10 protein-coding genes and 1 pseudogene are annotated in these 12,485 nt (G+C 52.4%); all 11 read right to left on the reverse strand.

Features of this window, described 5'->3' with window-relative positions; all coding sequences use genetic code 11:
* Nucleotides 1-59 precede the first annotated feature (59 nt).
* Entirely contained in the window at nucleotides 60-1,373 is a 1,314-nt protein-coding gene (gene rho, locus A4E54_RS02625) for a transcription termination factor Rho (RefSeq protein ID WP_240083141.1), read from the reverse strand.
* A 155-nt stretch (nucleotides 1,374-1,528) separates the two neighbouring features.
* Entirely contained in the window at nucleotides 1,529-2,017 is a 489-nt protein-coding gene (locus tag A4E54_RS02630; protein WP_240083140.1) for a DUF2062 domain-containing protein, read from the reverse strand.
* Nucleotides 2,018-2,046: 29 nt separating this feature from the next.
* The gene (gene fsa, locus A4E54_RS02635) at nucleotides 2,047-2,694 is read right to left on the reverse strand and encodes a fructose-6-phosphate aldolase (protein ID WP_240083180.1); all 648 of its coding nucleotides are present in this window, start codon (nucleotides 2,692-2,694) and stop codon (nucleotides 2,047-2,049) included.
* Nucleotides 2,690-2,897, reverse strand: a pseudogene (locus tag A4E54_RS02640) (class II fructose-bisphosphate aldolase); the annotation flags it as partial. The pseudogene A4E54_RS02640 and the gene fsa, both read right to left, overlap by 5 nt.
* A 3-nt stretch (nucleotides 2,898-2,900) precedes the next feature.
* On the reverse strand, nucleotides 2,901-3,581 hold the full coding sequence (locus A4E54_RS02645; protein ID WP_240083139.1) for a hypothetical protein: 681 nt from the start codon (nucleotides 3,579-3,581) through the stop codon (nucleotides 2,901-2,903).
* A gap of 158 nt (nucleotides 3,582-3,739) precedes the next feature.
* On the reverse strand, nucleotides 3,740-4,465 hold the full coding sequence (locus tag A4E54_RS02650; RefSeq protein ID WP_286724200.1) for a Yip1 family protein: 726 nt from the start codon (nucleotides 4,463-4,465) through the stop codon (nucleotides 3,740-3,742).
* A gap of 148 nt (nucleotides 4,466-4,613) precedes the next feature.
* On the reverse strand, nucleotides 4,614-5,537 hold the full coding sequence (gene sppA / locus A4E54_RS02655; RefSeq protein ID WP_240083137.1) for a signal peptide peptidase SppA: 924 nt from the start codon (nucleotides 5,535-5,537) through the stop codon (nucleotides 4,614-4,616).
* Between the two features lie 181 nt (nucleotides 5,538-5,718).
* The gene (gene pyrG / locus A4E54_RS02660; RefSeq protein WP_240083136.1) at nucleotides 5,719-7,329 is read right to left on the reverse strand and encodes a CTP synthase; all 1,611 of its coding nucleotides are present in this window, start codon (nucleotides 7,327-7,329) and stop codon (nucleotides 5,719-5,721) included.
* A gap of 101 nt (nucleotides 7,330-7,430) precedes the next feature.
* Nucleotides 7,431-9,116 (reverse strand): arginine--tRNA ligase, encoded by a 1,686-nt coding sequence (gene argS, locus A4E54_RS02665; protein WP_240083135.1) that lies wholly within the window; start codon nucleotides 9,114-9,116, stop codon nucleotides 7,431-7,433.
* A gap of 403 nt (nucleotides 9,117-9,519) precedes the next feature.
* The gene (gene gdhA, locus A4E54_RS02670) at nucleotides 9,520-10,866 is read right to left on the reverse strand and encodes an NADP-specific glutamate dehydrogenase (RefSeq protein WP_240083134.1); all 1,347 of its coding nucleotides are present in this window, start codon (nucleotides 10,864-10,866) and stop codon (nucleotides 9,520-9,522) included.
* 106 nt (nucleotides 10,867-10,972) lie between these two features.
* Nucleotides 10,973-12,298, reverse strand: a complete 1,326-nt coding sequence (locus A4E54_RS02675) for a glutamine synthetase family protein (RefSeq protein ID WP_286724206.1) — start codon at nucleotides 12,296-12,298, stop codon at nucleotides 10,973-10,975.
* Between the last annotated feature and the right edge of the window lie 187 nt (nucleotides 12,299-12,485).

The following is a 12,485-nucleotide window of genomic DNA, read 5'->3' on the forward strand; positions in this document are numbered from 1 at the left end:
CACCTCTTCAAAGCCATACAAAACTTAGTTTTGCCAGAAAAGGTGAATATTATACATGATTAAGTCCCGATGTTATAGTTATTCCTACGGGAGGGCTCAGCACGCCCGGCAGCGACCGCCTCGGCGCGCCGCAGGTGGCGGAAGGCGTGCAGCAAATCGCGGTTGGTCCTGGTCCGTTTGATTTGTTCCAGCAGCATTTCCATAGCTTCCAGCGAATTCGCGCCGCTGGTTGCCTTGCGAAACTGCCAGATCATCTCCAGTTCATCTTTTGACAGCAGCAATTCTTCCTTGCGCGTCCCCGACCGGTGCACATCGATAGCGGGGAAAACTCTTCTTTCCGCCAGACGCCTGTCCAGAATCAGTTCCATATTGCCGGTGCCTTTAAATTCTTCAAAGATCACGTCGTCCATCCGGCTGCCTGTTTCAATCAGGGCCGTGGCCAGAATCGTCAAACTGCCGCCTTCCTCGATATTGCGCGCCGCGCCGAAAAAACGTTTTGGCTTATGCAGCGAGGCGGGGTCCACACCGCCGGAAAGGGTGCGGCCGCTGGGCGGCACGATCAGGTTGTGGGCTCTCGCCAGGCGGGTAATACTGTCAAGAAGGATAACAACGTCATATTTATGCTCCACCAGACGTTTTACCCGTTCCAAAACCATATCCGCCACTTTCACATGGTTTTCCGGCGGCTCGTCAAAGGTCGAACTGACTACTTCACCGTTCACCGAACGCTCGATGTCGGTAACTTCCTCCGGCCGCTCATCTATTAACAGCACCATCAAGACAATTTCCGGGTGGTTTCTGGTAATACTATTGGCGATTTCTTTAAGGAGAATAGTCTTTCCTGCTTTGGGCGGGGATACAATCAGGCCACGCTGGCCTTTACCAATTGGGGATACTAAATCAATAATGCGGGTGGACAGTTTATCCGGTTCGGTTTCCAGGGTGATGCGCTCCATAGGGTAGAGGGGTGTCAGCCCGTCGAAATGAAACCTCTCCCCGGATTGCTCCGGGTCTATGCCGTTAACTTGTTCCACTCTCAACAGGGCAAAATACCGCTCGCTTTCCTTGGGTTTCCGCACCTGCCCGCCCACCAGATCACCGGTGCGCAAATCAAAACGTCTGATCTGGGAAGCGGATACATATATATCGTCATGACTGGGCAAATACTGCATGGGTCTAAGAAAACCGTAACCATCGGGCAGTATTTCCAGCACACCTTGCGCAAACAACAGGCCGTCTTTTTGGGTCTGGACTTTTAGAATTTCAAAGATCAACTCTTTTTTGCGTAATTTATAATATGCCGGCAGCTCAAGACCTTTGGCGATCTTATATAACTCAACCATGGTCTTGTTCTCAAGCTCGGAATAATTCAAAGGCACCCCTCCCGCTCAAGAGAAAATTATTTTTTTAACAACACCAGAATTCAGTAGTCAGCAATCAGAATATATCAATAAATAAACCGCTCTTTCATTCTGACTGCTGACTACTGACTCCTGTCTACTGATCTTATAACCAGGGCGGACACATTTTATACGGCCTTTCGTTGTTTCCTCTTCAGTAAATATTTCAATAAAAAATACACAGGCAAAGAAACCACCACAGCGTTAACCAGGCTGCCCACCAGAAACGGGTAGCCATGTTCAGCAATTCCCGACAATAAAACGCTAAACATACTATCACCGGCAATTTTAATGTCCGGTCCGCTTACCTCCCCCAGCAGGGCCTTTCCCGTCATCAGGTCCAAGGTAAAGAAAAACGGCACCGCCAGTTTAAAAAATACCACTGTGGCAACCGCCGCCACCGGGTTGCAACGGATCAGGCGGGCTACCAGATAAGAGAGCGGAATGCTGATGATTGGTATCGGGAGAAAATCAAAAGATAATCCCAAGGCTACACCACAGGCTATCTTCTGAGGTGAGTCCGGCAGTTCCATCATCTTGCGGTGATAGGCTTTAACCGCTTCCGCCAGCCTGGAAGCAATTTTTTTCTTGCAGTAAACATTACTCTCGGAAAACACGTATTACTCCTTCAGGTTAGTATCATCACTTATTTATTTTTTACAGTCTCCCAGTCTTCAAGGAATTTTTTAATACCGGCATCGGTCAAGGGGTGTTTGAGCATCTGCATAATTACTTTGTATGGAACCGTGGCAATATGAGAGCCGGCCTTTGCCGCAGCAGTGACGTGCACCGGGTGGCGGATGCTGGCGGCTATGATCTCGGTGGCTAGCGCATAGCGGTCGAATATATCAACTATGTCGCAGATCAGTTCAATTCCGTCCTGGCTGATATCATCCAAACGGCCTACAAACGGGCTGACGAAAGCAGCTCCGGCACGGGCGGCCAGGAGGGCCTGGTTGGCGGAAAAGATCAGGGTAACATTGGTGCGGACACCTTTTTCGGCCAATATACTGGTGGCTTTCAACCCTTCCGCAGTCATGGGGACTTTGATCACAATATTGGGGTGAATGGCGGACAATTCCAAAGCTTCCTCAACCATGGCCGACGCCTCTGTGCCGACTACCTCGGCGCTGATCGGCCCGTCGACAATTGCAGCAATCTCACGGACTACTTCGGCAAAATTACGGCCTTCCTTGGCGATTAATGACGGGTTGGTGGTAACACCGCAAATAACCCCGAGCGCGTATGCCTCCCTAATTTCTTCGACATTTGCCGTATCAATAAACAGCTTAATTTATAACACCTCCCTTCGGCGCTCTATCCGCGCTGCCCAGAACCCGGATCTTTTCACGGATTACCGCGACAGCCGCATCTCTGGCAGGGGCGAGGATCTTGCGGGGGGTCAATCTCCAGCGGGCTGGCCGCGAGTATATCATGAATTGCCGCGCAAAATGCCTCACGGATGTTAGTGTCGATATTGACCTTGCGCACTCCCAGGCGTTATGTCTCATTTCTTTTGCGCCGCGTTTTTTTTAACTTGCCTACGTTCGCCAGACTGTCAAGGCACTTAAATCCATGCCGCGCAAGTTCAATTGATTCAACCTGCTGAATTACGCTCAAATCCTCTTCTGTTTCCGCATAGACGATATTGATGCTGTCACAATTCTTACAGTGCAGCTCCAGCCTGTCCGAGAAAATATCCACTTCAATCTTGTAATTGCCGCACTGGCAAAACAATCCGCCGGCGCAGGCAATCTCATGCAGGCGGTTCAGCACTTCAAACATGATTTTTGAGTTGTGAAAGTAACTGTCATAGCCAAACTCGTCAAAAAAGTTTTCCAGTTCCTGCCCGTTGTTCATCATCATTTCGCTAATCTTGGACACAGGACCGATATTACCCACTACCAAGTCGGTCTCCAGGCAGGAAAGCCGGGTTACTTCCCCGGACCAAAGCGACTTTCCGGGAATTTCGAGAAGATGGCCGCTTTCGCAAACCATGCAGGCCAGTTTTAGCAAATAGCTGGACCGGTTTTTGATAACTTCCATCTTGGTGGCGCCGCAGGAACAGTTGATGGAAACAGCTTTGCCCTTGGGGAAGGCAAACCGGGAAAAGTAATGAACATCCATTTTTCCGCACTCAGGGCAACGCATAGCCAACACGGCGTCTGTTGCTATCAGCATTGTTTACCCCCCCTAAAGAACTGATAAAACCCTTTCCTTCAAAACCTGTATATAGTTACTTCGACAACAGGAATAAAAGTCCTCTTTCTCCAAGGGAAATAAAATGCCGACTGCCCTAATGGCCGTCATTGCTCCAACTCCGGCGGACATATTATCTTTTAAAAGTAACCGGGGCCGTTCATTTCAAAGGGTACCGACACGGCAAGAGCTACCAGCGCCGCAATAATCAGCATCAGCAGAACCAGGAGAATCAGAAAAGGCGACATCACCACCAGAACCGACCGGCCTGCGGTCAAACCGTGCACCTGCTTCAGACCGATCACCAGCAGGACAACGCTCCATACCGCCGTGGCCAACCCCGCCAATACGATTATAACCAATCCACCCGTTCCCAGCCAGAAGGACAACAAGTTAACCGGAAACATAAAAATAGAAGGCAGCCCCGCCAGTCCCACGACCACGAAGACGCCCGTCGCAGCGCCCTTCCCGCCAAGCAGTTCTGCCGCAAGGTGAATGAAGGCGCTGTAGCCGAACCATTTTACATAGCCCCAAAGCAGGCCGAAGATCGCCCCCAAAGGCGCCAGCACCCGCGAGAAAGGCAGAATTTGCAAACCGGCGTCATAAAGACCTGCTGTCATTGCCCGTGAAACGGCAAGCAGCCCCACCGTCACGTCAGAAACACATAGAATGGTAAACACCAGTAAGGCAAGGCCAACCGGCGGCCTTCTCGCAACAGTTTCCATAGTTTTCACCGGGTCAAAAAGCACGCCGTAAACCAACTCTAAAAAGTCCGGACGGGACCCGCCGCCGGTGAAGTACTGTTCAGATTCCGGGCTTACATCCGTGACCATACTGTCTTCCCGGTTAATATCACCATCCAACAAAAAGCACCTCACTTTTTTAGGAGTCAGGAGAGACAAAAGACAATGGACAATGGGGACGGTTCTTATTGTTTGACATGGCCCCCCCAACAATGAGAACCGTCCCCATTGTCCCTTCATTGTCCCTTGTCCCACCCTGACTCCTGACCTGTTATCTCAACCCGTAAGAATAAGCTGACTCCCCTCCCGTAAAAGCCGGCATACCTTTGCCTGACAGGATGCTTTGCCAGCCACCGCCTAAAAAGTTTCGCCAGATACTGTTGGAACCGAGCTCGGCAATTGCCGGCTCACCTGATATTCCCGCCAGTTTGCCGGCCAGCAGCACCGCGTCGTGAAAATCGCCCAGTTGGTCAACCAGACCAATCTCCATGGCCTGCCGCCCGGTAAAGACCCTGCCGTCAGCCAGTTGTTTGACTTCTAAAACTTCCTTATGCCTGCCTTTTGCCACAGCATCAACAAATTGGTTGTAGATATCATCAATCATCGATTGAAAAATTGCCCTCTCCTCCGCCGTTGCCGGCCTGGAATAAGAACCCATATCCTTATAGGGGCCGCTTTTAAAAGTTTGCTCGCTGATTCCCAGCTTGTCATACAATCCCTCAAGGTTTGGCGTCTGCATTATGACTCCGATACTGCCGGTCATCGTGCCGGGATTGGCAACTATTTGATCTGTGCACGCGGCTACCCAGTAAGCGCCGGAAGCAGCCACGTCCCCCATTGAGGCCACTACTTTTTTGCCTGACTGCCTCAATCTTTCTATCTCCAACCCGATTTCCTGCGAGGCCGCCGGAGTACCGCCAGGGCTGTTCAGCCTTATTACCACGGCCCCTATCTCAGGCTCCCTGGCAGCCCTTCGCAGGGTGGCGGCTATTTCTTCCGCACTACAGCCGCTGCTTAAAAAACCGGTGCCGCTTTGGCCGGACGCAATGGCGCCGTCAATATAAATCACACCGACTTTACTTTTGTCAAAGCCGGTCTGCCGGGGCGACCTGTCTCCAGTGCGCAAGCCGAATGAGAGAATAACTGACAGCGCGACCAGCCCAAGAATAACGCCTGCGATTATTTTCCTGCTCAATACCAACCACCTCTTATAATCTCATGTTACCTTAGCATGCTGTTTTGCTTGGAAAACATGCACGCTTACGACAACAAATCCGCACGGGGGATGCGGGCCGACAACGCAACTCAATTTCAGACCTCGCCTTGTGATAAAAAAGCTTTGGTTTTTACCCAAAGCTGCAAAAAATTCGCCGGGGTTATTTATTTCGCTCCGCAAACTTCCTGGCCGCCCCGATAAATTCTCTGAATAACGGGTGCGGCCGGTTGGGCCGGGATTTAAACTCGGGGTGAAACTGGGTGGCTACAAACCAGGGGTGGCCGGTCAGCTCAATTATCTCCACCAAATAGCCGTCAGGGCGCGTGCCGGTGAATACCAGGCCGCCCCGGGTGAAATCTTCCCGGTAGGCGTTGTTCATTTCATAACGGTGGCGGTGTCTTTCTTCAATTATTTCTTCCCGGTAGGCCTGCCGGGCCAGTGAGCCGGGCTGGAGCATGCACGGGTAGTGCCCCAGGCGCATGGTTCCCCCCATCTGGTCGAGTGTTTTTTGCTCCGGCAGCAGGTCAATGACCGGATAAGGCGTGTCAGGGTTAAACTCAATGCTGTTCGCCCCCTGCCAGTTCAACACATTGCGGGCAAACTCCACCACGGCAAGCTGCATTCCTAAGCAAAGGCCCAGGTACGGCACTTTTTTTTCCCGGGCATACCGGATGGCTTCGATCTTGCCCTCAATGCCGCGGTCTCCAAAACCGCCGGGCACCAGAACGCCGTCAACGTCAGCTAAAAAATCCTCGACTTTTGCCCGCTCAACTTCTTCTGAGTCGATCCATTTGATCTTAATCGCCGACTCATTATAAAAGCCCGCGTGACGCAGGGCTTCCGCGACGCTCAGGTAGGCGTCGGGCAGGGAGACGTATTTCCCCACCAGGCCTATGGTGGTAGTGTAGCGCAGGTTTTTCATCTTCACCACCATTTCCTGCCATTCGCTCAGATCCGGCGGGCCGGTGGAGATACCCAATTTGCCTAGGACAATATCAGCCAGGCCTTCTTCTTCAAGCATCAGGGGAACCTCATAAATAGACGGCGCGTCCACGGCCTGGATCACCGCGTCCTTGTCAATGTCGCAGAATAGCGCCAGTTTATCCTCCATTTCCTTGGAAAGCGGCCGCTCGCTGCGGCAGACAATCACATCCGGCTGGATGCCGATGCTTCTGAGTTCTTTGACGCTGTGCTGAGTGGGCTTGGTTTTCAGCTCGTTCGCCGCCCGCAGGTACGGAACCAGGGTAACATGGATATATACAACATTATTTTTGCCGAGATTGCCCTTCAACTGGCGGATTGCTTCCAAAAAGGGCAGCGATTCAATGTCGCCGACAGTCCCGCCGATTTCGGTTATGATAATATCGGCGCCCGATTCATCAGCCACACTGCGCACCCGCTCCTTAATTTCATTGGTGATATGCGGAATTACCTGCACCGTGCCGCCCAGGTAGTCGCCCCTGCGTTCCTTGTTTATAACTGACGAATATATTCCTCCGGTAGTGACGTTGCAGTTTCTGAAGATATTTATATCAATAAACCGCTCGTAGTGCCCAAGGTCAAGATCGGTTTCCGCGCCGTCCTCAGTGACAAAAACCTCTCCGTGCTGGTAAGGGCTCATGGTACCGGGATCAACGTTAATATACGGGTCCAGCTTCTGAATGGCTACCTTCAGCCCGCGGCATTTCAACAGACGCCCCAGGGAGGCGGCCGTAATTCCTTTTCCCAGCGAAGATACAACCCCGCCGGTAACAAAAATGAACTTGGCCATAAACTCCTCCTTATGTCTTCCCAAAACTATCTCTCCAAAACTACTCTCCCATTCTATTGCTACCGACAGGACCTGTCAACAGTGACCAATGGATTGCCTGCCTACATACGTTCCGGTGCGGCCAGCCCCAGGAGGTGCAAGGCGTTTTGCAGGGTAATCCGGGTGGCGTCCACCAGCACCAGGCGGGCGCCGGACAAGGCTTGATCCGCGGTAATCACCCGGTGGGCGTTATAAAAGCTGTGCAAGAGGCCGGCCAGTTCGTGGGCGTAGCGCGCGATGCGCTGCGGCGCGAGCCCCTTGGCGGCCGAGGCCACTTCGCCGGGAAAGTCCGCCAGCTTCCTCGCCAGGGCAAACTCACTCTCTTCTTGGAGCAGGTTAAAATCAACTTCAGCCGGGTCCGGCACTTTGCCGCCCTGTTCTTTGCACTGCCTCAGGATGCTGCAGATGCGGGCGTGGGCGTACTGGATGTAATAAACCGGGTTCTCGTTAGTTTCCGCTCTGGCCAAATCCAGGTCAAAATCCAAGTGGCTGTCGGAACTGCGCATAACGAAAAAGTAACGGGCGGCGTCCTTGCCGACTTCCTCCATCAGCTCTTCCAGGGTCACAAATTGCCCGCTCCGCTTGGACATGCGCACCAGTTCACCGCCCTTGTACAGGCGGACAAGCTGCATAATGACAACTTCCAGGGCTTCCGGGTCGCAACCCAGGGCGGCCACGGCGCCTTTCATGCGGGCCACGTGGCCGTGGTGGTCGGCGCCCCAGATATCGATCACCCGCTCGAAGCCCCGCTGAAACTTGTTCAGGTGATAGGCTATATCAGTCGCGAAATAGGTTGGTATGCCGTTAGAGCGCACCAGCACCTCGTCCTTTTCCGCGCCGAAGGCACTTGCCTTAAACCACAGGGCTTCTTCATGCTCATAAATATGCCCCTGCTCCCGCAATAATTTCAAGGTGTCCCCGACCGCCCCGGACTCATGCAGAAACCGCTCGGAAAACCAGACATCGTACCGGACGCCGAAATCCTCCAGCGCTCGCTTGATAGCCTCCAGTTTTTCGTTCAGCGCGTATTTCACCAGGGCGGCCCGCCGCTCCCCGGCCTCAGCCTTCAGGTACGCGTCTCCGTTGCGGTCAACAAAGCCGCGCACTGTGCCGATAAGGTCCTCTCCGTGATAGCCCTCTTCGGGAAACGGTACGTCCATACCCAACAGCTGCATATAGCGGGCTTCCAGGGAAGTGCCGAAGTTCTCGATCTGGTTGCCGGCATCGTTTATATAAAATTCGCGGGTAACAGAAAAACCCGCGAAGTCCAGAATCGAGGCAATACTGTCTCCCAACGCCGCCCCGCGGGCATTGCCCATGTGCAGCAAGCCGGTGGGGTTGGCGCTGACAAATTCCACCTGAACCCTTTTGCCCTTTCCTTCGTCCACGCGTCCGTAGTTTTCCCGCTGGGCAATAATCCTGGGAAGAATCTCGTAAACCCAGGCCGGTTTAAGGTAAAAATTAATAAAACCGGGGCCGGCGATTTCTACCCGTTCCACCCAGGTCCCGGTTAAGGAAAAGTTATTGACCAGCATCTCCGCTATTTTGCGCGGCGCCATACGGGCCGGCTTGGCCAGCAGCATGGCCAGGTTGGCGGCAAAATCACCGTGGTCTTTCTCACGGGGCACTTCCACCGTAAAGTCCGGCACTTGCTCAACCTTGACAGCCCCGCTGCTGCGGGCAGATTCCAGCGCTCCGGCCAGGGCTCCGGCCAGGCTGGCACTAATTTCTTCAACTATTCCGCCCATTTATATCATTAAACCTCCTTGACAGACACTATTTAGCCAATTCAGTAATTAGGTTAATACTTTGCACCGGCTCTGTCAAGTCAACATTGAGGCGGGAAATGGCTCTTCAACGCGATGAGATGCTCTGTAAAACGCAAAAAATAAGCCCCGGCAATACCGGGGACGGCAAAAACTCCTGCTGAGTTTTTGCCGGGCTGATGATAAATCGATTACTTTTTATCAAGCAGGCATTGCAATAATTTCTTTAAATCTCGCAGTTCTTTTTCAAGGACGGATAGCTTCTGGACAGCCTGACTCGGACTACAGTTTCCAAATTGGGCGCACTTTGCACAGGGGTCAATGTAGGCTAGCGGGCATTGCTCCATTATTCTGCCTCCTTTCCTTGTTGATTCTCTTGCTTTTTCTATACTACCCCCTGGGCCATCATGGCGTTGGCCACCTTGAGAAAACCAGCGATGTTCGCGCCTGTCACGAGGTTGCCCGCGCAGCCGTATTCCTTAGCCACCCGGCTGGTCCGGCGGTAAATGTTAATCATGATGTCCTTTAATTTGGCGTCCACTTCCTCAAATGTCCAGGAACACCGCATACTGTTCTGGGACATTTCCAGGGCTGAAGTGGCCACTCCGCCGGCGTTGGCTGCCTTTGCGGGCGCGAAAAGAATTTCATTATCCCGGAACACTTTTATCGCTTCCGGGGTGGAGGGCATGTTAGCGCCTTCAGCTACCGCGATAACCCCATTGGCGGCCATCTTCAAGGCCGATTCCGCGTCAATCTCATTCTGGGTGGCGCAGGGAAGGGCGATATCGCACTTAACCGACCAGATTCCCCGCGAACCTTCGTAATAATTTGCCGTGGGATGCTCATCAACATAAGACCTGATTCTTTTTCTTTCAACTTCTTTCAGCCTCTTCAAGGTATCCAGGCTAATCCCGCCGGAATCGTAAATATAACCGTTGGAATCGCTCATTGCCACCACGGTGGCGCCAAGCTGCCGGGCCTTTTCGAGCGCGTAAATAGCCACATTCCCGGAACCGGAAATAACTACTGTCTTATTAGCAAAGGATTGCCCTTTGGCCTTGAGCATCTCCTCAGCAAAGTAGACCAGGCCGTAACCGGTAGCCTCGGTTCTGGTCAAGCTGCCGCCGTAGGCCAGTCCTTTGCCTGTCAGCACTCCATTGTAAAGTCCCGTGCACTTCTTGTACTGACCGTACAGGTAACCTATTTCCCGGCCGCCGACTCCGATATCCCCGGCCGGCACATCCACGTCCGCCCCGATGTGCCGGTAAAGTTCCGCCATGAAACTTTGACAGAAACGCATGACCTCACCGTCCGACTTTCCTTTGGGATCGAAATCACTGCCGCCTTTACCTCCCCCGATGGGCAGGCCGGTCAGGGAGTTTTTAAATATCTGTTCAAATCCAAGGAATTTAATTATCCCGAGATTTACGGAAGGGTGAAAACGCAGACCACCCTTGTAAGGGCCGATGGCACTGTTGAACTGAACCCGGAAACCCCGGTTAACCTGTACCCGGCCGCTGTCGTCAACCCAGGGCACCCGGAAAATAATCTGCCGTTCCGGCTCCACTATTCTGCACAGGATACCCGATTCCACCAGCTCTGGATGTCTTTCAATGGCCGGTTCCAAAGATTCGAGCACTTCCAAAACGGCCTGATGAAATTCCGGTTCGTTCGGATTTCTTTCAGCAACCTTCTCCACTATTTCGCTAACAACCTGGTGCGCTGATCCCACTAATATGCCTCCTTTTTATCTGCTTTATCTGCATTCTTTTTTCAGGCAAAAGCGGCGGGTATTCTACCGCTTTTGATCATCCGGCCCCTCCCGAAAAAACCGGGGACTAGAAGAAAGAAAAATACTCCTGCAATTCCCATGGATGTACAAATGCTTGAAAGCGTTCCCACTCTTTACCCTTGGCCATGGCAAACCTCCGGTAGATATATTCGCCCAGCGTGTCCCTGGTCAGTTGATCAGAGGCCAGCTCCCGCAGTGCTTCCGCCAGGGTGCGGGGCAGGCATTCAACCCTAAAGCCCCGGTTCTGGTTCTCATCTATGCGCAAGGTATTTTCGGCCAGCGGCGGGGGCGGCTGAAGCTGCCGCTGCATACCGTGCAAACCTGCTTTTAAAATTACTGCCAGGGCCAAGTACGGGTTGCAGGCCGGATCAGGGTTTCTTACCTCCACCCTGATTTTCCGGTCATGGTGAGCAGCGACCCGGAGCACCGAATCGCGGCTGCCCTCCGACCAGGCTATCTGCATGGGCGTCATGTCCCCGGTCACCAGCCTCTTATATGAGTTAATCAACGGATTGGTAATGGCTGTATTGGCCCGGGTATGGGCCAGTACCCCCCCGATGAAATGTCCGAGCTCCCGCTCAAGCGGCAATGGCTGCTCCGTATCGAGAGCAGGGCAGTTATCCTCGCGATGGGGAAACAGGTGCAGGTGCAGCGCCGAACCTGGTGCGCCGTTAAGCGGTTTGGGCATTAAGGAAGCGTGCAATCCGTGCCGCTGGGCAATAGTGCGCACAATGAACTTGAAGGTTACCAGTTTATCCGCAATAGCCAAGGCGTTATCCGGTTTCAAAGCAATTTCATGCTGGCCGGGCCCTGCCTCATGGTGGCTAAAGCCAATGTCGAACCCCATTTCTTCCAGGGTCAGCACGATATCACGCCGCGCATTTTCACCCGAATCAACCGGAGTCAGGTCGCAGAACCCGGCGCAATCGTGGGCATTGGTGGTTGGGTTTCCTCTGTCGTCGGTACAGAAAAGATAAAACTGCACCTCCGCGCCCACGTAAATTTTAATTCTCATCTGAGCGGCTTCACTCAACACTTTCTTTAAGACATTGCGTGAACAGCCCGAGTAAGGAGAACCGGCCGCATCAAACACATCGCAGATGAAGCGGGCCACGGCCCCTTCCCTGGGCCGCCAGGGAAACACTACAAAAGTGGATGGGTCCGGCAAAAGGGTGATATCCTGCTCATGGTGATTTGTCACCCCATCCACAACCGAGCTATCGAAGGAAATTCGGCCCGACAACACCCCTGCCAAATCCTCCGAAGTTACGGCAATATTTTTCAACACGCCAAAAGTATCGGTGAACTGCATGCGCAGGAATTTCACATGACTCTCTTTTGCCTTTTCTAAAACGTCTTCGCGAGTGAGCATTGGCCCCCCCCTTCCAAATTACCGGTATATTCATTACATTGCTTGCACTGTTTGTTCGAAATACCAAAAAATTATTATAATTGATTAACCATAAATAAATCATAAGAAAAATACCTAAAAAATAATAATTTCATAATACTTACCACCTTATTTTATTTGATGATTAATAAATAAATCATAAGAAAAA

The organism is Pelotomaculum sp. PtaB.Bin117 (assembly GCF_002067195.1).
Lineage (GTDB): Bacteria > Bacillota > Desulfotomaculia > Desulfotomaculales > Pelotomaculaceae > Pelotomaculum_D > Pelotomaculum_D terephthalicicum.

Coding starts and splice junctions, on each gene's coding strand:
- pyrG (WP_240083136.1), bottom strand. CDS start 7,329: ATGGCCAAGTTCATTTTTGTTACCGGCGGGGTTGTATCTTCGCTGGGA.
- A4E54_RS02645 (WP_240083139.1), bottom strand. CDS start 3,581: ATGCTGATAGCAACAGACGCCGTGTTGGCTATGCGTTGCCCTGAGTGC.
- A4E54_RS02675 (WP_286724206.1), bottom strand. CDS start 12,298: ATGCTCACTCGCGAAGACGTTTTAGAAAAGGCAAAAGAGAGTCATGTG.
- argS (WP_240083135.1), bottom strand. CDS start 9,116: ATGGGCGGAATAGTTGAAGAAATTAGTGCCAGCCTGGCCGGAGCCCTG.